The following is a 26,527-nucleotide window of genomic DNA, read 5'->3' on the forward strand; positions in this document are numbered from 1 at the left end:
TCCTGATCGATCCACGTGCACAACCGGCGAGCTCGGCATTCGTCACGACGACGCGATCACCGACTCCGCCCGTTCGATCAACGATGCCAGAGCGGTGTTCAGCCCCTCCGCACCGAGGGCGGGCAAGATCCCCGGAACCAGTGCCGACAGAGTGACCGTCACCAGAGCCTGCGGCTTCATCGCCGAGCCCATCGTTGCCGACATCTGAGCCAGTTTGGCGTGCAGAGCAGCGAAATCGACCGTCGTCGACTCGTGTTCGAGGGCCACCGCATCGGGTGCGACGGCCGCTGCGCGGGCAATCAGATCCGGCAGATCGTCTACCGTCTTGGGCTTGGTTCGCGGTGCGAACTCCGCTTTCTCCTCCTCGGAGAGGATGTCGATGGACCGCAGCACCACATCCGGATCCGAGACCACGGCATTCAGAATCCGCAGCAGCCGATCTGCGAACGTCGCGATCGACGACTCGTCGAGGATCGCCGTCGCGTAGGTGAACGTCGCCTCGATGTCGCGCAGTGCTCCGGTGTCGTCGAATCGTTCGACGGCGGTCAGCTGCAGATCGAACTTGGCCTGGTCGTCGCCCGCGGGCAAGGCCTGCACGTGCAGACCCGGCAACTCGAACGATCCGGTCACGTGGTTCTGGAACGTCAGCATCGCCTGGAACAGCGGAGTGTAGGCACTCGACCGCGCCCTGCCCAGTGCGTCGACGAGCCGCTCGAACGGGACGTCGGCGTTGCCGAACGCTGCCAGATCCTTGTCCTTGGCCTGCTGCAACAGCTCGGCGAACGTGCCGCCCTGATCGAGTCGAGTTCGCAGCACGAGCGTGTTGACGAACATGCCGACGAGCTCGTCGAGTTGCTGTTCACCGCGACCGGCAGTGGGTGTGCCGATGCTGATGTCGGAGGAGTTGCTCAGCCGCGAGAGCAGCACGGCGAAGGCACTGTGCACCACCATGAACGTCGTCGCGGAGTGTTCGCGAGCGATCTTCTCGATCGCCGATGCGATGTCGGTGCCGAACGAGAACTCGTACGAGGCACCGTGCATCGTCGGGCGAGGCGGTCGCGGCCGATCCAGCGGAAGTGCCAACTGTTCCGGCGCTCCTGCCAACTCGGTCGTCCAATACGCCAGTTGCTTCGCGAGTGGACTTTCGGGATCGTTCTCGCTGCCGAGCACGTCACGCTGCCACAGCGCGAAGTCGGCGTACTGGACCGGCAGCGGAGTCCATGCCGGCATCTCCCCCGCAATCCGAGCGGTGTACGCCACCATGACATCGCGGATCAGCGGACCCATCGAGAAACCGTCGGCAGCAATGTGGTGTGCCACCACGGCGAGCACATGCTCGTTGTCGGCGACCTGCAGCAACGCAGCGCGCACCGGCACCGACTTCGTGACGTCGAACCCGGCACCGAGGGTCTCGGTCAGGCGGGAGATCACTGCATCCGGTTCCACCCGCTCGGGCGTCAGATCGACCCCTACCTCGGCGACGGAAACGATCTGCTGCACCGGCCCGTCCACAGAATCGGGGTACGCCGTGCGCAGAATTTCGTGGCGCCCCAGAACGTCGTCGAATGCCCCACGCAGGGAGTCGACGTCGAGTGCGCCGGTCAGCCGGACCGCGACAGGAATGTTGTACGCCGAGGAACCGGGGTCGATCCGGTTGATCGTCCACATTCTTTCCTGAGCGATCGAGAGTGGAAGCAGATCGGGCCGCTCACGAACGGTCAGTTCTCGGCGCGCACCGCCCCCGACGAGCGGGGCGATGTGGGCGGCGAGGCCTGCGACGGTCGAGGCCGCGAACACAGCTCGCACCGGGATCTGGGCGTCTAGAGCCTGGCCCAGCCGCGAGACCAATTGCGTTGCGACCAATGAGTTTCCGCCGAGCGCGAAGAAATCGTCGTCGAGTCCGGCACGGTCCAGACCGAGCAGTTCCGCCACGGTGGCCGCGACGATCTCTTCGACCGGAGTGACCGGGGCGCGGAACTCGGCAACCTCGAACTGCGGTGCCGGAAGTGCCCGTCGATCCAGTTTGCCGTTGGCGTTGAGCGGAAGGGCATCGAGGACGACGAACGCTGCCGGAACCATGTACGACGGCACGGCGCGGGCGAGTTCGGCTTCGACACTCGCCACGTCGAGTACTGCTCCGGACGTACCGACGACGTAGGCGACCAACTGGTCCCCCATCGATTCGCCGGAGTGCACCACGACGGCGGTGTCGGCGACCGTCGCCTGTGTGCGCAGGGCTGCCTCGATCTCACCGAGTTCGATGCGGAAGCCGCGAATCTTGACCTGGAAATCGGCACGCTCGATGTATTCGAGGCGGGCCGCCGCGGGTGCGCCGTCGACGAGCGGAATCCGCCAGCGCACGAGGTCGCCCGTGCGATACATCCGCGTTCCGTTCGCGTCGAACGGATTCGCGACGAACCGTTCGGCGGTCAGGTCTGCTCGGCCGAAATATCCTCGCGCCAGCTGCGCACCGGCGAGATAGAGCTCTCCCGTGACTCCGGCAGGAACCGGATGAAGGCGCGAGTCCAGCACGAACACGGCGGTGTTTGCCTCGGGCACGCCGATCGGCACGGTGACGGTGTCGGCATCGGTGACCGGATGCGAGGTCACCGACACCGCAGCCTCGGTCGGGCCGTAGAGGTTGAACAGCTCGGTGGAACCGTTGTGCCGCCGAAAGTCCTGTGCCACCGCTGCGGGTAGTGCTTCACCGATGGCCAGGACACGTCGCAGATCGGGTGACAGCTCGCCCGCGGCAACGGTGCCGAGCATCGACAACATCGACGGCACCAGATGCAACGTCGTCACCGCGTGCCGACGGATCAGCGTGAGCAGGTAGTCGGGATCGCGATGACCCTCCGGGTTCGCGATGACGAGTCGCCCACCCGAGGTCAGTTGCGACCAGAACTCCCACACCGACAGGTCGAACGTCGCTGCGGTCTTGAGCAGAGACGCATCGGTCTCGTCGAGGCCGTACTCCGCGCGCAGCCAGTTCAACTGGTTGACCACTGCGCCGTGCGAGACCGCCACGCCCTTGGGCCGGCCGGTGGAGCCGGACGTGAAGATGACGTAGGCCGTGGTGTCGGCGGAGAGTTCACCGCAGCGCTCGGAGGTCTCGACCGGCGCGGACGAGTAGCCCTCGAGATCGAGTTGCGCCAGATCGACGACCGTTGCTGCAGAGGAGATCTCCGGGCCGACAGCACCGGATGTCAGTACGCACAGCGGAGCTGCGGTCTCCAACACGAGCGCGTTGCGCTCGGCCGGCTGATCCGGATCGATCGGGACGTAGGCACCTCCGGCCACGGAGACGGCGTACATGCCCACGAGCAGATCCACCGAGCGCCGAATGGCAAGCCCCACCGGCACTTCGGGTCCGACACCCAGACCGATCAGATGACGGGCCAGGCTCGACACCCGCTCGGAGAACTCGCCGTACGTCAGCGTGCCGTCGTCGTGCACGAGTGCAACGGCGTCACCGTTGCGCGCTGCCGAGCCCGCGAACAGATCGGCGAGCGTCGTGCCATCTGCCGAATCGAAGTCGCGGTCGGTGTCGTTCCACTCCTCGACGATGGCGGGCAGCTCACCGTCGAGGAACAGATCGAGATCGCCGATCGGGGTCGACGGTGCCGCTGTGACAGCGTCGAGCACGGCCTCGAACCGGGCTACGAGCGAACGCGCGGTGCGCTCATCGAACAGGTCGGTCGCGTAGGTCAACAACGCATCGGCCCCGCCCGACGCCTCGTCGCCGCTCGATGCGTCGGAGACGATCAGATGCAGGTCGAACTGCGACGTTCCGGTCTCGGTGTCCAGGGCCGAGATATCCAGTCCGTCGAGCTGGAATTCTCGGCGCGCGAAGTTCTGGAACGAGAAGCCGACCTGGAACAGCGGGTGACGCGCCGTCGACCGGGTGGGGTTGACGACCTCGACGAGCCGCTCGAACGGTATGTCGGAGTTGGCGAAAGCCTGCAGATCGGTTTCCCGAGCCGCGTCGAGGAGGTCCTCGAAGCTCGCACCGCCCGCTACGTCGAGCCGCAGCACCAACGTGTTCACGAACATCCCGACGAGGTTCTCGATCTCTGCTTCGCCGCGACCCGCGATCGGAGTTCCGACGACGATGTCCGACGATCCCGACATGCGCGAGAGCAGCACGGCGAACGCCGCGTGCACGGCCATGAACACCGTCGCGTTACGTGCGCGTGCCAGTTCGGTCAGTCGAGCGTGCGCGGCTGCGTCGATCCGGAAGTCGACGCGGCTGCCCCGGAAGGTCTGCTCGGCGGGTCGCGGGCGATCGAGCGGTAGTTCGATCTGCTCGGGCAGCTCGGCCAGAGCGCTTTCCCAGTACCGAATCTGCTGCGCAGCAATCGATTCCGAATCCTCCTCGGATCCGAGAACCTGGCGTTGCCACAGCGCGTAGTCGGCGTACTGCACCGGCAACGGTGACCACGCCGGATCGGAACCACGGGTGCGCGCGGCGTATGCGGTCATGACGTCGGTGGACAACGGCATCACCGACAGACCGTCGGCGCTGATGTGGTGGATGACCATGCCGAGTACGAATTCGGTGTTCGAGACTCGGAAGAGTGCGGTCTTCAGCGGAACGTGGGTGGTGACGTCGAACGTCGCCGACAGGAGCTCCAGAACCCGCGCGGTCACCGACTCCGCGTCGGTGTCGATCACCTCGAGAGTGGTGGGCACCTGGGACATCGGCACGATCACCTGATGCGGGCCTTCGGGTGAATCCGGGTAGACCGATCGCAGAGTCTCGTGACGTTCGATCACGTCGGAGACGGCACGCTGCAACGCGTCGACGTCGAGACGCCCGCTGAGCCGAAGCGCGAACGGGATGTTGTACGCCGTGGACTCGGAATCGAAGCGGTTGAGGAACCACATCCGCTGCTGCGCGAGCGAGAGCGGTACTCGGCTCGGTCGCGTCGATGCCACCAGCGCCGTACGCGCGCCTGCGCCCGAACCCTGCTCGACCCGCGCTGCCAGAGCCGCGACGGTCGGGGCCTCGAACAGTGCGCGGACGGGGACAGTGGTGTCCGCTGCGGCACCCAGCCTGGACACCACTTGCGTTGCCACCAGCGAATTGCCGCCGAGCTCGAAGAAGTCGTCGTCCAGACCGACGCGCTCCACTCCGAGAACGTCGGCGAAGACGTCGGCGACCATCTCCTCCACCGGAGTGGTCGGTGGCCGGAACTCACGCGTGCGCGCAGCCGGTTCGGGCAGCGCTCGTCGGTCCAGTTTTCCGTTGCCGGTCAACGGAATCGCATCGAGAACCACGAACGCCGAGGGCACCATGTACTCGGGAAGGTGCTCCCCGATCGCTGCCCTGACGACGTCGATGTCGATGGTCGACTCGGCCGCGGGCACGACGTAGGCAACCAGGCGTGCGGCACCGGGAGTGTCCTCGCGCACGATCACCGCGGCCTGCCCGACGGCAGGAGCGGACGCGACGGCGGATTCGACCTCGCCCAGCTCGATTCGGAAACCGCGGATCTTGACCTGATCGTCGGCGCGACCGACGAATTCGAGTTCGCCGTCGGTCGACCACCGTGCCACGTCGCCGGTGCGGTACAGGACCGATCCGTCGCCTGCGAAAGGATCGGCGACAAACCTCGTTGCGCTCAAACCGGCTCGGCCGAGATACCCGCGCGCAACCTGACCACCGGAGACGTACATCTCCCCCGGCACGCCCGCGGGCACCAGGGACAGTCGCGAATCCAGTACGTACACCGAGAGCCCCGAGATGGCGCGTCCCACCAGAGATCCCGAAGCCTGCGCTGCGGACTGCGTGTCCACGACGCGGTGCGAGACGTGGACGGTGGTTTCGGTGATGCCGTACATGTTGACCAGTTGCGGGGATTCGTCGCCGTGACGATCGAACCAACCGGCCAGTCGTCGCAGTTCCAGCGCCTCGCCACCGAACACGACGTACCGCAACGAATAGTCGCCTGTCGAGCCTGCGGTCCGATCGACCTGATCGAGCTGGTAGAACGCCGACGGAGTCTGGTTGAGAACGGTGACGCGCTCACGAACGAGCAGCTCTCGCAATGCTTCCGGCGACCTGGAGGTGAAGTAGTCGACCACGACGACGCTGCCGCCGGTGGTGAGCGGGCCCCACAGTTCCCACACCGAGAAGTCGAACGCGAACGAGTGGAACAGCGTCCACACGTCGCCTCGACCGAAGTCGAAGTGCCGCTCGGTGTTCGCCAACAGCCGTACGACGTTCCGATGCGGAACGAGTACGCCCTTGGGCTTGCCCGTCGAGCCCGAGGTGTAGATCACGTACGCCGTCGCAGCCGCGGTGGCCGGAATCGGCTCGGCCACCGACACGTCGCCCACCGTCGAGGCGGTGTCGATATCGATCCGGGGAAGCGCTGCGGGGAGCTCCGCGTCCACACCGGTCCACGTCAGGACGGCCACCGGACGAGAATCGGTGAGTACGAACTCGATACGGTCGGCCGGGTAGGACGGATCGATCGGAACGTAGGCACCGCCGGCTTTGAGCACCGCGAGCAGTGCGACGACGAGATCGGCGGTACGCGGCAGCACGACGGCCACCAGCGACTCCGGCCCGACCCCCTGGCCGGCGAGAATTCTCGCCAGTGCCGTCGAGGACTCGTCGATCTCTCGGTAGCTCCTGGAGGCACCCTCGAACACCACTGCGGGAGCGTCCGGGTCCTCGGCCACCCGAGCGGCGAAGAGATCGACGATCGTGTCGAGCGAATCGGCAACGGCAGGCGCGTCCTGGGCGAGTGCGAGAACACGGCCGCGTTCGGCGTCGTCCATCACGGGGACGTCGCCGATTCGCTGACTCGGATCGCTTGCCACGGATTCGAGGACGCGGATCAGACGTTCCCCGATGACACGCGCTGTGCTGTCGTCGTAGAGATCGCGAGCGAAGGTGACGTCGACGGTCATGCCGCCGTCGACGTGGTTCTCGGTGAACGTGAACTGAACGTCGAACTTGGCCGTCTCGACGTCGAGATCGACGCCGCGCACGCTCAGGCCGGGGAGTTCGAGCTCGGTCTGCTCCATGTTCTGCACGGTGAGCATCACCTGGACGAGAGGGTGCCGAGCCGCCGACCGCGGTGGGTCGAGTACCTCGACGAGCCGCTCGAACGGCACCTCGGCGTGGGCGAACGCCGACAGGTCGCTCTCGCGTGCCCGAGCCAGCAGCTCGGTGAAGGCGCTGCCGTGATCGATGTCGGTCCGCAGCACCAGCGTGTTGACGAACATCCCGATGACGTCGTCGAGCGCGGCCTCACCGCGTCCTGCGACCGGAGTACCGATCGCGATGTCGGTCTCACCGGACAGCCGGGCCAACAGCACGGCGAGCGAGGAGTGCAGCACCATGAACAGTGAGCTCTGGTTGGCGCGGGCCACGTCGCCGAGGCGTCCGTGCGTGGCTGCGTCGAGGGCCAGCGTGATGTTGCCGCCGCGATACGACGACCTGTCCGGGCGGGCGCGATCGCCGGGGAAGGTGACCTCGTCCGGCAGCGACGCCAATGCCCTCGTCCAGTGCCGAATCTGGTTCGAGACCGGTGACGACGGATCGTCCTCGGAACCGAGAACGGCCTGCTGCCAGAGGGTGTAGTCGACGTAGCGGACGGCGAGCGGAGCCCAACCGGGCTCGGTGCCCGCGCTCCGGGCCGCGTACGCGACCATCAGATCCCGAGTCATGGGGCCGATCGAGAAGCCGTCTGCAGCGATGTGGTGGGTGACGAACGCCAGAACGTGGCGGTCCGAGCCCAGCTCGAACAGCGCAGCACGCAACGGCGGCTCCGCGGTGACGTCGAACCCGCCCATGGCCAGCGCCGCCAGCGCCGCCGGCAGTTCGGCTGTGGTGGTCGCAGTCGGCATCAGATCGGGAACCACCCGCTCCGCCGGAACGATCACCTGGGAGGCCACACCGTCGACCTCGGGGTAGACCGTTCGCAGCGACTCGTGCCGCTCGATCACGTCGGCCACTGCTGCGCGCAGAGCGGGGATGTCGAGATTGCCACTGAGCTCGATGGCGACGGGGAGGTTCTCCGTCGCGGACTCCGGGTCGAACCGGTTGAGGAACCACATCCGGCGCTGCGCGAGCGAGAGCGGCACCAGATCCGGCAAGTCGGTGCGCACCAGCGGAATTCGACGGCCCGAACCCGAGAGCTCGTCGAGCTTGGCCGCCAGGGCGGACACGGTCGATGCCTCGAAAATCGTCCGAACGGTCACCGTGGTGTCGAGTGCCGCGCCGATTCTGGACGCCACTCTCGTGGCGACGAGGGAGTTGCCGCCGAGCGCGAAGAACTCGTCGTCGACACCGACCACATCGATGCCGAGAACATCGCGGAAGACCTCTGCCACAACGGTTTCCGACGTGGTGGTCGGTGCACGGAACACACGCTGCTCGATGTTCGGCTCCGGCAGAGCGCGACGATCGAGCTTGCCGTTGGGCGTCAGTGGCAGCGCGTCGAGCACGACGGTCGCGGCCGGGACCATGTAGCTCGCGAGCGAACGCGACGCGAACTCCGTCAGTTCGGCGACGTCGACGGTCCCGCCGACCGTGGGTACGACGTATGCGACCAGCTGATCGCCCGCGGCAACGGTCTGCCGAACCAGTACGACGGCGGATTCCACGGACGGATGCTTGCGCAGCACGGTCTCGATCTCGCCGAGTTCGATGCGCAGTCCTCGAAGCTTGACCTGGAAGTCGGTGCGGCCCAGGTACTCCAACCGTCCTGAACCGGGGGACGCCGCGCGCCAGCGCACCAGGTCACCGGTGCGGTACATGCGCGAGCCCGGTTCTCCGAACGGGTCGGGAAGGAATCGATCGGCCGTCAGGTCCGTTCGTCCGAGATATCCGCGGGCCAGTTGAACTCCGGCGAGGTACAGCTCGCCGGCAACCCCAGGAGCGACCGGAGACAGTCGAGCGTCGAGGACGTACGTTCTGGTGTTCCACACGGGGACACCGATCGGGACGAGGTCGACGTCCGCCTCCGTCACTGCGTGGTAGGTGACGTCGACGGCCGCTTCGGTGGGGCCGTAGAGGTTGTGCAGAGCCACGCCCGGCAGGACGCGACGGAGCCTATCGCCGACCTCGGCGGGCAGCGCCTCTCCTGATGCGAACAGCGTCCGCAGAGAGCCGGCCGCAGGCGACGGCGCAGCTGCCACGACGGAGACGAAGACCTCGAGCAACGAGGGTACGAAGTGCGCCGTGGTGACCGACTGTGCCTCGATCGTCTCGAGCAGGTACTGAGGGTCACGATGGCCGTCGGGCTTGGCGATGACCAACGTGGCGCCGATCTGCAACGGCCAGAACAGTTCCCACACCGACACGTCGAACGTGACGGGGGTCTTCTGCAGCACCACGTCATCGGGGCTCAGCTCGTACTCCGACTGCATCCACAGCAGGCGGTTGACGATCGCCTCGTGTGAGACGGCCACGCCCTTGGGCTGCCCGGTCGAACCCGAGGTGAAGATGACGTAGGCGGTGTTGGACGGTGCGAGCGCACTGATTCGGTCCGCGTCGGTGATCGGTGCATCGGAGAAGCCGGACAGATCGAGGGTGTCGATATCGAGCACCTCGTAGCCGTCGGCTTCCACCGCGTCACGTGAGGTGGTCAGCACGCACACCGGTTCCGCGGTTCCGAGAATGTGTGCGATCCGCTCGGTCGGCTGGTCCGGATCGATCGGTACGTACGCACCGCCGGCGGCGATGATCGCGTGAATGCCGACGAGGAGTTCCACCGAGCGACGGGCAGCGATGCCCACCGCGCTCTCGGGTCCGACACCGCGGGCGATCAGGAACCGCGCCAGACGGGAGACCCGTTCCTGGAATTCGCCGTAGCCGAGCGTGTCGCCCACGAAAATCAGTGCGGCGGAGGTCGAGTCGACCTGTCCGGCGAGCGAGGCCAACGTCTGTGCCCGGTCGAGCTCGCGCGCGGTGTCGTTCCACTCCACCAGCACCCGACTGCGTTCGACGGGCTCGAGCAGCTCGATGTCGCCGACCACGGTCGAGAGGTTGTCGGCGACGGCTTCGAGAACAGCGATCAACCGATCGCCAAGCGTGACAACCGTGGCTTCGTCGAAGAGATCGGTGGCGTAGGTGACGTCGACGACCATGCCCTGTGGGGCACCGGCCGGACCGATCGACTCGACGAACGTGAACTGCAGATCGAACAGTGCGACCAGCGTCTCGAAATCGACACCGGAGACCGACAGTCCCGGCAGTTCGAGATCCTTCTGTCCCAGGTTCTGGAACGCGAGTACCACCTGCACGAGGGGATGCCGAGCCGTGGATCGGGCGGGGTTGAGAATTTCGACCAGCCGCTCGAACGGTACGTCCACGTGGGCCAGAGCCGACAGGTCGGTCTCGCGGGTATCGGCGAGAACCTGGTCGAATCGCCGTGACGTGTCGATCTCGGTGCGCAACACCAGCGTGTTGACGAACATGCCGATCAAGTCGTCGAGGGCGGCCTCACCGCGACCGGCGACCGGGGTGCCGATCGCGATGTCGGCCTCGCCGGACAACCGCGACAGCAGTACGGCCAACGAGGTGTGCACCACCATGAACAGCGAGGCGTTCTCTGCTCTGGCGGCATCGATCAGCGCGCGGTGCAGATCTTCGTCGATGGAGAAGCGTACGAGCGCGCCACGGTTCGACGCCACGACAGGCCTCGGTCGGTCGGACGGCACGTCGAGCTGATCCGGAAGGCCGGCCAGCGTGGCTGTCCAGTAGTCGATCTGCTGCGAGACGACCGACTGCGGGTCGTCCTCGGAACCGAGTACTTCGCGCTGCCAGAGGCTGTAATCGGCGTAGTCGACGGGCAGCGGAGACCAGAAGGGCTCCTGGTTCAGCGAGCGAGCCGCGTACGCGTTCATCACGTCTCGGGTGAGCGGGCCCAGTGAGAACCCGTCGGCCGCGATGTGGTGGACGACGAACACCAGCAGGTGCTCGGTGGGGCTGACCTCGAAGAGCCTGGTTCGGAAGGGCAGGTCCTTCGACAGGTCGAATCCGGTGGTCGCCAGTTCTCGCAACGCATCCGCGACCTCGTGCGCGGCGATGTCGACGGGCGTCAGATCCGGTGTGGCCGTGGCTGCGTCGACGATCACCTGATGTGCGGTTCCGTCGGTCTCCGGGAACACCGTGCGCAGGGACTCCTGCCGAGCCACGACGTCCGCGACCGCGATCTGCATTGCGCGACGGTCCAGCAGACCGGACAGTCGCACGGCGATCGGGATGTTGTTGGCTGCGGATTCGACGTCGAACTTGTTCAGGAACCACATCCGCTGCTGCGCGAGCGACAACGGAATGTGTTGCGGCCGTTGCTGAGGCACCAGCGGCGGACGGCTTCCGGTGGCGACGAGTGTGCCCAACCGCGCGGCCAGATCGGCCACCGTGGAGGTGTCGAACAGCTCTCGGACCGCAATTCGAGTGTCCATGGCGACGCCCAGTCGTGACACCAGTTGTGTTGCGATGAGGGAGTTTCCGCCGAGCTCGAAGAAGTCGTCGTCGAGACCGACGCGCTCGACTCCGAGGACCTGGGCGAAGACCTCCGCAACGGTGCGTTCGATGTCGTTGGTCGGTTCCCGGTACTCGGTCACCTCGAAAGCGGGATCGGGCAGAGCCTTGCGGTCGAGCTTTCCGCTGGCACCGAGCGGAAACTCCTCGAGCACGATCAGCGTCGACGGCACCATGTACTCCGCGAGTCGAGAGCGCAGGGCACCGAGGACGGCTCCGGTCTCCACCGAGGCACCGGACGGTACGACGTACCCGACGAGTTGGTCGTTGCGGACCACGACGACTGCCTGAGAGATGGAGCGTTGTGCCAGCAATGCGGATTCGATCTCGCCGAGTTCGATGCGCAGGCCGCGCAGCTTCACCTGGAAATCCGAACGACCCACGTACTCCAGCTCGCCGTCACGGTTCCACCGCACCACGTCGCCGGTCCGATAGAGGCGCTGCCCGCCCGTTGCGAACGGATGTGCCACGAAGCGATCCGCGGTCAGGTCGGGGCGGCTCACGTAGCCGCGAGCCAGCTGTGTACCTGCGAGATAGAGCTCACCTGCGACACCGACGGGAGTGGGATTCAGCCGCGAGTCGAGCACGTACACGGCGGTGTTCCACACCGGCGCACCGATCGGCATCACGTCCGAATCCTCGTCCGTGACAGCGTGATAGGTGACGTCGACGGCGGCCTCCGTCGGGCCGTAGAGGTTGTGCAGCTCGACTCCCTTGACAGCTCGGCGTAGTGCACGAGCCGTGGTGGGAGCCAGTGCCTCGCCGGATGCGAACACCAGCCGCAGTGTGGCACCCGATGCTCGGCGTCGCTCCACCTCGGGGACGAAGACGGACATCATCGACGGTACGAAGTGCACCACCGAGACATGTTCGCGCGCAATGACGTCGAGCAGATACATCGCGTCGCGGTGACCGTCCGGAACAGCGATGGCGACCGATGCGCCGTTCTGCAGAGCCCAGAAGAACTCCCACACCGAGACGTCGAAGGTCGACGGAGTCTTCTGCAGCACCACATCGTCGGCGTCCAGCCGATACTCGTGCTGCATCCACAGCAGGCGGTTGACGATCGCCTCGTGCGAGACCCCGACCCCCTTGGGGCGACCTGTCGATCCCGACGTGAAGATCACGTAGGCGATGTTCGAGGGCCGCAGCGGGGCTGCACGGTCGGCGTCGGTCAACGGCGTCCAGGACATGTCGGACACGTCGAGTGTGTCGATATCGATCGTCTCGACCCCGGCGAACTCCACATGATCTCGCGTGGTGGACAGCACTCGGACCGGTGCGGCCGTGGCCACGATGTATTCGTTGCGATCGGCCGGCTGCGTCGGATCGATCGGAACGTACCCGGCTCCGGCCTTGACGATCGCGTACATACCCACGAACAGGTCGAGGCTGCGTCCGATGGCGAGCCCCACGAGGGAGTCGGGCCCGACACCGGTCGACACCAGATGTCGCGCAAGACGATTGGCTCTCGCCGCGAACTCCGCATACGTCAGCCGCTCCCCCTCGAACACCAGAGCCGGTGCATCGGGGGTCCGGTCGACCTGACGGTCGAACAGGTCGACCAACGTCACCTGCTTCGGCACGTCGTGTTCGGTCCGGTTCCACGCCGTGACGACGCGCTCGCGCTCGCCGTCGTCGAGAAGGTCGATGTCTCCCACCGACAGCGAGGGATCTGCGACCACGGCAGTGAGCATCCGCACGAAACGTTCGGCAAATCCTCGGACCGTCGCGGCGTCGAAAAGATCGGTCGCGTAGGTCAACTCGGCTGCCATGCCCTGTCCGCGACCGTCCACTCCGATGGACTCGGTGACGGTCAGCTGCAGGTCGAACTTCGCCACCTCGGCATCCAGGGCGACGCTGTCCACCGACAGTCCGGGTAGGTCCACGTGCGTACGGGTGAGGTTCTCGAACGAGAGCATCACCTGGAACAGCGGGTGCCGAGCCTGCGACCGGGACGGGTTCAGCACCTCGACCAAGCGCTCGAACGGCAGATCGGCGTGCCCGAACGCACCGAGCGCGACCTCGCGGGCGCGGCCGATCTGCTCCGAGAACGTGCGACCCGACTCGATGTCGGTGCGCAGCACGAGGGTGTTGACGAACATGCCGACCACGTCGTCCAAGGCTGCGTCGCCGCGGCCTGCGACCGGGGTACCGATCGCGATGTCCTCGGTGCCGGACAGGCGCGCGAGCAGTACCGCCAGAGCGGCGTGCACGACCATGAACAGCGATGCGTTGTGCGTGTGGGCCAGCGAGGACAGGCCTCGGTGGACCTCGGCCGGTACCTCGAATCGGATCGACGATCCCTGGTACGACTGACGATTCGGGCGCGGCCGATCGGTCGGCAGGTCCAGCTGGTCGGGCAGACCGGCAAGCATGTCGGCCCAGTAGTCGACCTGACCGGAGATCAGCGAGTGCGGATCGTCCTCGGAGCCGAGAACCGAACGCTGCCACAGGCTGTAGTCGGCGTACTGCACCTCGAGCGGCATCCACGCCGGGTTCTCCCACGCGGTGCGTGAGGCGTACGCGATCATGAGGTCGCGGGCCAGTGGACCCATCGACCAGCCGTCGGCCGAGATGTGGTGCACCACCATGGCGATGACGTGCTCGCGGGGACCGATCTCGAAGAGGCGAGCCTGAATCGGAACGTTGACCGTCACGTCGAACGTCGTCGACGCGAGCGTGAAGACCTGCCGCTGGATATCGGTCGCGGACGTCGGAACGGGCATCAGGTTCGGCACCGTCTGCGCGGCGTCGAGGATGGTCTGCTGCGGGCCGGCCGCGGTGTCGGGATAGACCGTGCGCAGCGATTCGTGACGGTCGATGACGTCCATGATCGCCACCTGCAACGCGGCGACGTCGAGTTCGCCGGTCAGTCTCAGTGCGAACGGAATGTTGTACGCGGTCGAATCGGCGTCGAATCGATTGAGGAACCACATTCGCTGCTGCGCGAGCGAAAGCGGAATGCGCTCGGGCCGCACGGTTGCGACGAGCGCGACGCGGCCGCCCTCCCCTGCGGCCTGCTCCACCCGTACCGCGAGCAGCGCTACGGTCGATGCCTCGAACAGCATGCGCACCGGCACGGTCGCATCGAGAGCGACTCCGAGGCGCGAGACCACCTGCGTGGCGATCAGCGAGTTGCCGCCGAGTTCGAAGAAGTCGTCGTCGAGACCCACGCGTTCCACGCCGAGAACGTCGGCGAAGACGTCGGCGACGATCTCCTCGATCGGTGTGGTCGGGGCGCGGAACTCGCGCACCTCGAACACCGGAGCCGGCAGTGCCCGGCGATCGAGCTTGCCGTTGACGGTCAGTGGGATCGAGTCGAGCACGACGAAAGCCGACGGCACCATGTACTCGGGAAGTACCTCTGCGATACCGGTTCTGATGTCTTCGATGTCGACGATCGGCCTGCCCTCGACCGCGGCGGACACCACGTAGGCGACCAGTCGAGCTGCACCGGGCGAGTCCTCGCGCACGACCACGGCGGCCTGGGTGACGGTCGGCTGCGCGGACACCGCCGCCTCGACCTCACCCAGTTCGATGCGGAATCCGCGAACCTTGACCTGGTCGTCGGAACGTCCGAGGTACTCGAGTTCGCCTGCGGCGTTCCACTGTGCGAGGTCACCGGTTCGGTACAGCAGCGATCCCTCGTCGGCTCCCGACGCGAACGGGTTCGCCACGAAGCGGACCGACGTCAGTTCCCGGCGACCGAGGTAACCGCGGGCGAGTTGTCCACCGGCGACGTACATTTCACCGGGCACCCCGACCGGAACCGGGTGCAGGCGAGTGTCCAGTACGAATACCCGCAGCCCGGCGATCGGCTTACCGACCACCGACGCACTGGTCTCGACGGACGCGGCATCGAGCGCACGGTAGGACACGTGCACGGTCGTCTCCGTGATGCCGTACATGTTGACGAGCTGGGGCGCACTGTGCCCGTGCCGTTCGAACCAGCCGGTCAGCCGTCGTTGTTCGAGGGCTTCGCCGCCGAAGATCACGTACCGCAGCACCAATTCGCCGTGCGCGGTCGCCGTCGTGCGATCGGCCTCGGAGAGCTGATAGAACGCCGACGGCGTCTGGTTGAGCACCGTGACCTGCTCGTCGACGAGCAGTCGGTGGAATGCCTCCGGCGACCGTGAGGTGAAGTAGTCGACGACGACCAACGTGCCGCCGTACAGCAACGGTCCCCACAGCTCCCACACCGAGAAGTCGAATGCGTAGGAGTGGAACATCGTCCAAACGTCGTCGGCACCGAAGCCGTAGACAGAATCGGTGTTGTCGAGCAGCCGAACGACGTTGCGATGCGGAACCATCACGCCCTTGGGACGCCCCGTCGAACCCGAGGTGTAGATGACGTAGGCGACGTTGTCGGGCCGCAGCGGAGCAGTCCGATCCTCGTCGGTGACGGGATCGTCGGACACCGAGGACAGATCGACGGTGTCGATATCGAGCAGCGCTGCGCCGGTACGTGATTCGACGTCGGACGGCAGTTCGACTCGGTCCGAGCCGGACAACAGAACGGTGGTGGGGCGAGCATCGTCGAGCATGTACTCGACCCGGTCGAGTGGGTAGCTCGGGTCGACGGGGAGGTATCCACCGCCGGCCTTGATCACCGCGACGAGCGCGACGACCAGTTCCGCCGACCGAGGAAGTGCTACGGCGACCAGGCTTTCGGGGCCGACGCCGTGCGAGACGAGAACGCGCGCAAGGCGATTGGACTGCGCATCGAACTCCGCGTAGGTCATCGACGAGCCACCGAATCGCACCGCGACGGCGTCCGGGTGATTCGCGGCAGCTGCATCGAGCAGATCCACCAGGGTCAGCTCTCGTGAGACGTCGTCTCCCGAGACGTTCCACTGCGACACCACGGCACGGTGCTCTGCGGCGTCGACGATCGTGACGTCACCGACCGGCACTGTCGCGTCCGTGGTGACCGCGTCCAGAATCGCCAGGAAGCGACGCGCGAAGCTCTCGACGAGATCTTCGTCGAACAGATCCGTTGCGTACTCGAACACCGCATCGATACCCGCGGGCGCTCCGTCGTCGAGGTGCTCGGTCAGCCACAGCTGTATGTCGAATTTGGCGATGGGAACATCGAATTCGGCGGCTTCCGCGCGCAGGCTGCCGACGGTGAGTTCACGAGACATCGCCGATTCGAGTGAGATCGCGACCTGGAACAGCGGGTGCCGAGACGTCGAGCGGACCGGGTTCAGCACCTCGACGAGGCGCTCGAACGGCACGTCTGCATGCGCGAACGCGGACAGATCCGTGTCACGTACGCGCGAGAGCAGATCCTCGAACGTCAACGCCGGGTCGACCTCGGTGCGCAGTACGAGCGTGTTGACGAACATGCCGACCAGGTCGTCGAGTGCGGGTTCTCCCCGACCGGCCACGGGCGCACCGATGGCGATGTCGGTGGTACCACTGAGCCGGGCGAGCAGCAGCGCGTACGCCGATTGCATGACCATGAACAGCGAGGCGTTGTTCGCTCGGGCCAGGTTCGCAAGCGAGGCATGCAGATGCGCCGGAACGCCCACCCGGAGCTTGCTGCCCGCGTTCGAGGACACGGCGGGCCGTGGTCTGCTCGACGGCAGCGCGAGTTGATCGGGCAGATCCTCGAGAGTTGCGCTCCAGTAGGCGATTTCGCGTGACGCCAACGACTGCGGATCGGTCTCGGGACCGAGCACCGCTCGTTGCCACAACGCGTAGTCGGCGTACTGGACCTCGAGAGGGGTCCACTCGGGTGCGCGCCCCTTGACGCGGCTCGAGTACGCGACCAGCACGTCCCGCGCCAGTGGGCCGAACGACGCGCCGTCGGCGGCGATGTGGTGGAGCACCATCGCGAGTTCGTGTTCGGTCGGTGAGATCTCGAAGAGTGCGATGCGGAACGGTGTGTCGACCGTGACGTCGAATCCCTTGGCGACCAGTTCGTGCAGCCGTCCACCCAGTTCGTCGCGTTCGATGCGGACCGGCAGGATCGTCGCCGGAGTCCGTGCGGCCGTGAGTACGACCTGTTCCGGTGAGCCGTCCACTTCGGGGTAGACGGTGCGCAGCGTTTCGTGTCGATCGACGACGTCGGCGAATGCGGCAGACAGCGCCACCACGTCCAGCGGGCCGGTCAGACGAACGGAGAACGGCAGGTTGTACGCCGCGGTGGTCGGGTCGAAGCGGTTGAGGAACCACATCCGCTGTTGCGCAGGTGAGAGCGGAATACGCTCGGGGCGTTCCCGCGACTCCAGAACCGGGGTGTCCGCCCCGAGCCGGGCCGCCGATTCGGCCCTGGCCGCGAGTGCGCCGACCGTGGGAGCCTCGAACAGCTCACGGACACCGAGGCGCACACCGAGAGCGCTGCCGACTCGCGTCACCAACTGCGTGGCGATCAGAGAGTTGCCACCGAGCTCGAAGAAGTCCTCGTCCAGACCGACCTTGGAGGCTCCGAGCAGATCCTCGTAGATGCCCGCGACGACGTACTCCGCTCGGCTCTGCGGAGCCCGGTACTTCTTCGCACTGCTGAACACCGGCTCCGGCAACGCTTTTCGGTCGAGCTTGCCGCTGGTGTTCAACGGCAGGGCGTCGAGGACGACGACCGCTGCAGGCACCATGTACGACGGTAGGGCGTGACCGGCGAACTCGATCGCCGTGGCCGACTCGATGGATCGCCCGGGAGCCGCGACCACATACGCCACCAACTGATCACCGGTGACCGTCTGGACAACCAGTACCACTGTCTGCGAGATGGATTCGTTGGCGAGCAGAACCGTTTCGATCTCGCCGAGCTCGATGCGTTGGCCGCGGAACTTGACCTGGAAATCGGTTCGTCCGATGTAGTCCAGCACTCCGTCGCTACGCCAGCGTACGAGGTCACCGGTGCGGTACATCCGCTCGCCGTCGGTGCCGAAGGGGTTGGCGACGAAGCGATCCGAGCTCAGATCCGGTCGGCCCACGTAGCCGCGCGCCAACTGGACTCCGGCGAGGTACAGCTCGCCCGATTCGCCGATCGGGGTGGGTCGCAGCCGACCGTCGAGAACGAAGGCCCTGGTGTTCCACTCGGGGACACCGATCGGAACGGTGCGGGTGTCCTCCGGTCCGCTGGGGTGATAGGTGACCGAGACCGCGGCCTCGGTGGGGCCGTAGAGATTGTGCAGCCCCGCCGAGCACAGCGCGCGGAACGACGCTGCCGTCTCGACCGGCAGGGCCTCACCGATGACGAACACGTGGCGCAGCGAACTGCAGGTGCCCATCGGCGCATTGGCCACGAACACCGTCAGCATCGACGGCACGAAATCGGTGACGGTGACCCGATGTTCGGCGATCTTGTTGGCCACGTAGACCGAGTCTCGATGCCCGTCGGGGGTGGCGAGCACCATCGTCGCGCCGACGCGCAGCGGCAGGAAGAATCCCCAGAGCGAGACGTCGAAGGTGGTGGCCGTCTTCTGCAGATAGACGTCGGAGGCGTCCATCGGATACTCCGAGAGCATCCACTCCATCTGGTTGTGGATGGCCGCGTGTTCGACCGCGACACCCTTGGGCCGTCCGGTGGAACCGGACGTGTAGATCACGTACGCAGTATTCGAAAGTCGTAGTGGCGCAGTGCGTTCGACATCCCGAACGGGTGCCGTGGACCTCGCGGCACAGTCGACGAGATCGACCGCAACCGTCTCGGTTCCCTCGGGCAGCGCCACCTCGTCGCGGGAGGAGATCAGCACGCACCGCGGCTGTGCGGAATCCAGAATGTAGGCCGTGCGATCCGCGGGGTGGTCGGGGTCGATCGGCACCCAGGCACCGCCCGCCGCGACGATCGCGTACATGCCGACGACGAGGTCGAAAGAACGGCGAATCGACAGTCCGACGAGCGTCTCGGGACCCACACCCATGTCGATCAGGTGGCGAGCGAGGCCGTTCACGCGCGCCGAGAGGTCACCGTATGTCAGCGCCTCGCCCTCGTACACCAGGGCTGTCGCATCAGGGTTCGCGGCCGCGGCGGCCTCGAATGCAGAGAGCAGAGTCCGTGGCTCGGTCTCGTGCTCGGTGTCGTTCCACCGGTCCACGACCTGCTCGCGTTCGAGACCGTCCGTCAGTGCCAGATCCCATACCGCGTCCTTCGGTCCCGACGCCACGAAGCGGGCGAAGAAATCGACGAAGCGTTCGTGGTTCCGGCCGGCTTGTTCCGGTCCGTACAGATTGGGGTTCGACTCGAAGTCGATGTGCGTGGTGGACCCGGCGACGCTGGTGTACAGATTGAGCCCGAAATCCTCGATGAGGCCGGTCGAGAGAATGTTGATGCCGCCGACCATCGACCCGAGGCGCACCTCGCCGAAGAACAGCATGATGTTGACCCACGGGCCGAAGAACCAGGCCTGACCACTGGCCGAGCCTGCATCGCGCCGGATGTCCTCGTGCCGGTAACGCTGGTGGCGCAGGGCCCCGGAGACCTCGGCGTTGACGCGCGCGAAGAGCGTCTCGACGGTGGTGTCTCCCGACACGTCGAGCCGAAGGGGAACGACGTTGGAGACCATGCCGCCGGAACGGCGAAGTACAGCGGTGGTGCGTGCGGTGACCGGCAGCGAGAGTACGACGTCTTCTCGTCCGGTCATCTGGGCGAGGTAGGCGGCGAAGCCAGCGATGACGATGGTTGCCATCGTGGTGTCCGTCTCGGCACGAAGAGCCTCGAGCCGTTCCATCGTCTCGGTGGACAGAGCTGTGCTGTCGATCTGGCTCTTCGCTGCCGGCGGAGCCGTGTGCCCGGCGAGAGTGGTGACTCCGTCGATGCCGTCGATGCGTGACGCCCAGTACTCGCGGTCGGCCTCGAAACGGGTCGAATCACGGTATGCCACGTCGATGTCGTAGACCTTGGTCAGATCCGATGCCAGGTTCTTGCTCGGCTCGGTACCTTCCACCGCTGCGGTGTACAGCTCCGCCGCACGGTTCATGAACGTGACGGCACCGAAGCCGTCGAGCACCACGTGATGCACGCGCTCGTACCAGAACCACACGTCGTCCTCGAGGCGCAGGACGGTCGCCGCGATGAGTCGGTCGCGGAGAATGTCGATCGGCGCGCTGTAGTCGCCGTGCATCCACGCCAGGGCCGCTGCTCGCGGATCGGCCTCACCGCGCAGATCGAGGTAGTTCAGAGAATCGTCGAGGGTGGGGTCGACGATCTGCCGGGGCTCGGCGTCGACCTCGACGATGCGCACGAATCCCGATTGCAGTTCGAGTGCCGCCTGCGAGGATGCTCGGCGAAGCAGCTCCACGTCGAGGTCGCCGTGCAGTTCGATGTACTGGGCGATGTTCGCGGGTACCGAGGGGTCCACGTGCTGCGCGAACCACATTCCCAATTGGGCCGGTGACAGTGGGAACGACGAATGCTCGGAACTGCCGACTCCGTCGTCGTGTCCAGCACCTTCCACACCTAGCGGGTCCAATCGAAGCCTCTCTTTCCCACAATCACACGCGCCCCCACCGGCTGCCACACGAGCAGCGATCGGCAGGCACCGAACACATCGAGCAAGTTGCTTACTTCGTTCTCTATTTTCTCACCGGAAACAACTCGAAGTTACCTTTCAGTACATATCCGTCCGTATGTACCGGACTGTTACAAGTCGATACCCGATCCGAGCTCACCCGACACACTCCGACTCGATTCGGCACCCGGTCAATCTACAGTGCCGACCGGGCGAAGACCGTCGCTCGTCATGCCGTCATGTCGAAAGCGGCGATCACCTTGTTCGGTGTCACCCGAACGATCAATTCGCCCGGAACACCGTTGCGTGCGCCGAACTCCTCGGCGCGATCGCGGCCCATGTACCGAGCCCCCAGCTCGGTGGCGGTGCGGAGCAACTCGGCGGGATCCTCGTCGACCGACGCGATGCCCTGCACCTGGACGAATCCGTACGGCGGCTCTTCGAGATCGACGGTCAGCACCACGCGGGGATCACGGCGAATCGACTTTCCCTTCGCGGTGTCGGCCCCCGTGTTGAACACGATCTCGTCGCCCTCGACGATGAACCAGACCGGGGCAACCAGGGGCCTGCCGTCGGAGGCCAGGTACCCGAGCTTGCCGGTGCGGGTACCCGTGGACAGAAACTCGCGTACGCGCGGATCGGTGATCGACGTCATCGCAGACACGCTACGCGGGTGGTCCGACAGAATCGGCGATCGCGGACACTTCGGCAGGTCCACGAGATCCATTCACGCTGCTCCGGCCTCACCGGCCGAGAGTCGCTCCGACCAGAAGCAATCTCATCGCTCGCTCCGTGGCGTCGGTCAGGAACTCGGCACCCCGTTCGAGCGCCTCGACCAACTCGACCGGTGAGGGGAGGATGCCGGCGAAGGCGTCGATACCCGAGTCGTAGTTGGCGCGGGCGTCGAGACCGATGGTTCCCGCGAGCGCCACCACAGGTTTGCCGTGAAGCTTGGCTCGGCGGGCGACCTCCGTCGGGATCTTCCCCTTCGGCGTCTGCTTGTCGATGGACCCCTCGGCGGTCAACACCAGGTCTGCTGTCGCGATGAGGCTGTCGAGGTCGACATGATCGAGCATCACCTCGAAGCGTGGTAGCAATTCGGCCCGCAGGACCGCTGCCACGCCTGCCCCCATCCCGCCGGACGCGCCGGTACCGGGCCCGGTGCGGAGGTTCAGACCGGCCGGCCGCGTCGACACGTCACGCTCCAACACCTCGGCCCAGCGGTCCATCGCAGCCGACAGGATCTCCACTTGCGTCGAGCTGGCCCCCTTCTGCGGTGCGAAGATTCGGGCGACTCCGCCGGGCCCACAGAGAATGTTGTGTGGGTTGCATGCGACCCTGATCTCTACACCGCTTCCCGGACTCAGCCGTGAATCGAGGCCGGATACATCGATGTGGTCGAGCCGAGTCAACTCGCCTCCGCCGTCGCCCAATTCCAGGCCTTCGGCATCGAGGAGTCGCACTCCGAGCGCCTGCAGAAGCCCCGCGCCGCCGTCCGAGGTGCCGGAGTCGCCGCAGCCCAACAGGATTCGTTCGGCACCGTAGTCGAGGGCGGTGCGGATGAGCTCACCGACTCCGCGACTCGTGGTCACCGTCGGGTCGCGCATGTCTCGCGGAACCAGCGACAGACCGGCCGCTGCTGCCATCTCCACGACCGCGGTGACCGGCCCGTCCGTTCCCAGCAGAGCGAAATGGGAATCGACCGGCTTGCCCACCGGCCCGGTCACGACGGTGTCGATCACCTTGCCCAGGGTGGCACCGGCAAGGGCGCGGGCGGACCCCTCACCCCCGTCGACGAGGGGGACCGAGTTGACGATGGCCCCGGGCACCACCCGGCGAATACCAGCGGCAATGGCCGATGCAACCTCGTCGGCACCGAGAGATTCCTTGAACCCGGACGGGGCGACGACGAATCGGAGTGGGGTGGAAGACGGCATGGTGATCGATTCCTTTTCGAGGGTGGGAGATCAGGAGATGGGGGTGCCGAGCAGCGGCCACACGAACACGGCGAAGAACAGCACGGTCCCTGCGGTCAGCGGCGCGAGAAAGGCGGACAGGCGTAGCAGGTCCTTCGGTGAATACGTCTCCACACCTTCGGCTTCGGCGAAGATTGCCACCGGCTTCGCCGAGGACGGCATGGTGTGGCAGAAGCCTGCTGCAGCCGTCGACGCGAAGGCCGCGGCCATGGGGTCGACTCCGAGCGCCGAAGCCGTGGTGACGACGAGCGGAACGAGGACGGACGAACGTGCCGAGCGAGATTGGATGAGAAGGTGCGAGGCCACGGACAGCACGATCACCACCGCGATGAACACCCAGGGCGGTGCCGAGCCGATCGGAACCAACGTGAACAGCCCGTCCGAGAGCCACCCTGCCGCACCGGACGTCGTCAACGCGGTCCCGAGGGCCAGCGTTGCCGCCATGAACAGCAGCAGGGACCATGGCACGGTGGCGAGCGCCTTTCCGAAGTCGGTGGTACCCACCCGCGGCGAGGTGGAGATCAAGGCACCCAGCAGGGCGATGATGGCGGGGTGCACGCCGTGCAACGGTTCGGAGCACCACAGCACGATGACGACGGCCAGCAGCGTCGCGGCCCGGTTCTCCGCTATGGTCAGCGGTCCCGTCACCGGCGTCGGGAGTCGCGACGCCATGTCGGATACGTTCACCGTCAACGGTATTCGGCGATCCTCCCGATCGGTGAACAGCGCCAGTACGAGTTCGGCGGCGCAGTGGCTGCTGACCACGGCCAGCGGCACACCGAGCAACAGCCACGCGGTGAAGCTGATCCCGGTACCCGTCGCACTCTCGAGCACCTGGCTGGTGATCAGATGCGCCCCCGCCCCGATGAGCGTCGCCACCGCGGACAGCAGGATGACGGTAGGAAACAGGATTGCCAACGCCCGCACCACCCGCTTGCGCTCGGCGAGCGCCTGCGCCAACGCCAAGAACACCGGCAGCGCAAGGGCCGCGCGACCCGAGGTGGCGGGGATCGCGAAAGCGGTCACGATCAACGCGGCCGTCACCAGATGGGCGAGCTGGCGTACGCTACGCGCGCCACTGACGATGAACACTGCTGCGCGCGTTGCCAAACCGGACTCGCGGACTCCCGCGGCGATGATGAATGCCGCGATGAGAAGCCAGATGGTCTCCTCGCCGAGAGTGTCGAACAGTGCGTCGGTGCTCACCACACCGGTCAGTACCAGAGCAAGTGCCGCACCGAGAGCTACGTAGGTGTCGTCGATCTTCGTGAACACCCAGAGCGCGACAGCTGCGGTGAAGACCACGAGCGTGGTACGCCCGGCGCTGGGCAGCCCTTGCGCCGCGCCGGCGAGTACGGCCAGGAGTACCAGCAGCGCAACCGAACTCATGACACCCTGGACCAGTCGGCGGGTCAACAGATCGCGAAAGCGCCACGAGCGCATCGGTTCCGGGACAGGAGGTGGCTGCGTTCTGTAGCTGACCGTGTTCATGGTGACCAGTCTCGGTCCGTCCGATGAAACGTCGATGAACGTTCCATGAGCGTTCTTTCATGTGCCGTTCCACTGCCGTGGGTGACGCGGAAACATTTCTGGCAGAACGAAATCGTCGGTCGCTCACCGTGCCGGCAGGTCGAGCCCGAATGTCGCACCGGCACCGGGCCGACTGTCGAGTGTCGCGGCACCGTGATGCCCGTCGGCGATCGCTCGCACGATACTCAGGCCCAGACCCGCTCCGCCGTTGTCCGAGCGAGGCGAAGCACTGGTGCCGCGCGCGAATCGTTCGAAGATGGTCGGCGCGTCCTCGCTGGACACACCGGGACCGGTGTCGCTCACCCACAACAGAACTCGGTCCAGGGCGAGCTCGGAGCCCACGACGATTCGGTCACCGGGGCCGGTGTGCGACACCGCATTCTGCGCCAGCTGAAGCACTGCCTGCGTGACTCGTTGTGGATCGACCCGCACCGAGCCCGTGCCGACGTGCCCCAGTATCCAGTCGCGGTCGGCGAGCGCGCGTACCTTCGCGTCGATGTCGCGCGTGAGGGTCTCGAGATCCACCGGTTGCTTGTGCACGAAATCCGGCCGCTCGGCTTTGGCAAGAAGCAACAGGTCTTCCACGATCCGGTTCATTCGGTCCAACTCGTCGGTGACGAGCCGGACCGTCTCTTCGCGCTCGCGTGGGTCATCACCCATCAGTTCGAGATGCCCCAGCACGATCGTGATCGGCGTACGAAGCTCATGGCTCGCGTCGTCGACGAATTGTCGCTGCGCGGCGAACGCGGACTCCAATCGATCGAGCATGTCGTTGAAGGTGTCGGCGAGTTCGGCGACGTCGTCTCGGCCGTCCACTTCGATCCGCCTGGACAGGTCGTCGGTGGTGATCTGGGCTGCGGTCCGCCGAACCAGACGCACGGGCGCAAGGATCTGCCCGGCCACGACCCAGGCGATGCCGCCGGTGAACAGCAGTGCCATCAGTGACACTCCGATCACCACACGAACGGTGTCGGATACGTCCGCGCGTTCGCGGTCGACGAGGATTCCGATCGCGAAAGTTCCGGCCTGGCCTCCGCCGGAAGGTTCGGCGACCTGTTTCGCCCAGGCGACTTCACCTTCCGAAGTCTGCGTCGATCCCACACTGTCGGGTGAGTCCACGATCGCCGATACGACGGCCGCGTCGGCGACCAGATCTCCCGGGCCGCTGCGCTCCTGACGCAGCAGTCGATCGGTGTAGCCGAACAGGATCTCGTCGTCGTCCGGGTATTGGCGCTGTAGGTGCAACTGGAGCAGATCGGCGACATCGCCGAACGGCAACCCGTCGTCCGGATCCCGGCCGGTCGCAGCGAACTCGCTGAACTCGCCGATCTCTTGCTCGAGCGCCACCGCAGTGTCTCTCTCGACATCGGCGAGGAGGATCGTTCGGACGGCAACCCCCACGGCCAGCATGGCCAGTGCCATGACGAACAACAGCCAGCCGAGGATGCGCACCCGCGCCGGAACACGGGTTCCCACCCGGGGACGACGAGGCGCAGGCTCGGGCACAGGTCCCCTCCGAGCGAGCACCTCGGTGCGGGCATCACTGCCGTCGATCAGTTTCTCGGTCGAGTTCACCCGTCGTCGTCTTCCACATCGTCGTCGCCATCCGCATCGTCCGGGCCACCGACGTCGTCATCATCGTCATCACCGTCCGGAATGACTTCGACGGGAGGCGGGGCAGGGACGACGATGGACTGCGGTGCTGCCGGCGGCTCCGCTGCATCCGGAGCCGTACCGCCCACCGGGCCCGTGGCCGCGGGAGGGATTTCGGCCACCGAGGGAGCCGCGGTCGAGGGTGCAGCGGTCGGGGGTGCCACGGTCGAGGAGGGCGGTGTGTCCGATGGGGGCGGTGCCTCGCCGGAGGTCTGGGATGCGCTCGGTGCCGCGACTCCGACGGTGACTCGCGGCTCGAAGCTCGGTGGCTGTGGGGTGTCGGCGAGTACGGTGCTCGCCAGTGCTACGCCCACCGGAACGATCACCACGGCTGCCAGGACGGCGATCTTGGGTGCGAACTTCACATCACCACACTGCCTCGAACGAGTGAGACGCCGATG

Annotated in this window: 6 protein-coding genes; all 6 read right to left on the minus strand. The window is 66.2% G+C overall.

The features are described 5' to 3' along the window. Positions 1–42 precede the first annotated feature (42 nt). The 6 genes from CH256_RS06730 to CH256_RS06755 all read right to left on the minus strand — a co-directional run bounded on the left by CH256_RS06730 (position 43) and on the right by CH256_RS06755 (position 26,491). On the minus strand, positions 43–20,913 hold the full coding sequence (locus tag CH256_RS06730) for a non-ribosomal peptide synthase/polyketide synthase (protein ID WP_256989386.1): 20,871 nt from the start codon (positions 20,911–20,913) through the stop codon (positions 43–45). 283 nt (positions 20,914–21,196) lie between these two features. Then, entirely contained in the window at positions 21,197–21,622 is a 426-nt protein-coding gene (locus tag CH256_RS06735; protein ID WP_068051470.1) for a PPOX class F420-dependent oxidoreductase, read from the minus strand. An 88-nt stretch (positions 21,623–21,710) separates the two neighbouring features. Further along, positions 21,711–22,904, minus strand: coding sequence for a glycerate kinase family protein (locus CH256_RS06740; protein WP_094669160.1), 1,194 nt, complete (start codon positions 22,902–22,904; stop codon positions 21,711–21,713). A 30-nt stretch (positions 22,905–22,934) separates the two neighbouring features. After that, complete coding sequence (locus CH256_RS06745; protein WP_256989387.1) at positions 22,935–24,434, minus strand: SLC13 family permease; 1,500 nt, start codon at positions 24,432–24,434, stop codon at positions 22,935–22,937. A gap of 123 nt (positions 24,435–24,557) precedes the next feature. Continuing rightward, the gene (locus CH256_RS06750; protein ID WP_231893952.1) at positions 24,558–26,048 is read right to left on the minus strand and encodes a sensor histidine kinase; all 1,491 of its coding nucleotides are present in this window, start codon (positions 26,046–26,048) and stop codon (positions 24,558–24,560) included. Next, on the minus strand, positions 26,045–26,491 hold the full coding sequence (locus tag CH256_RS06755; protein WP_094669161.1) for a hypothetical protein: 447 nt from the start codon (positions 26,489–26,491) through the stop codon (positions 26,045–26,047). The genes CH256_RS06750 and CH256_RS06755 overlap by 4 nt, the downstream gene beginning before the upstream one ends. Between the last annotated feature and the right edge of the window lie 36 nt (positions 26,492–26,527).

The organism is Rhodococcus sp. 05-2254-6 (assembly GCF_002258565.1).
GTDB lineage: Bacteria > Actinomycetota > Actinomycetes > Mycobacteriales > Mycobacteriaceae > Rhodococcoides.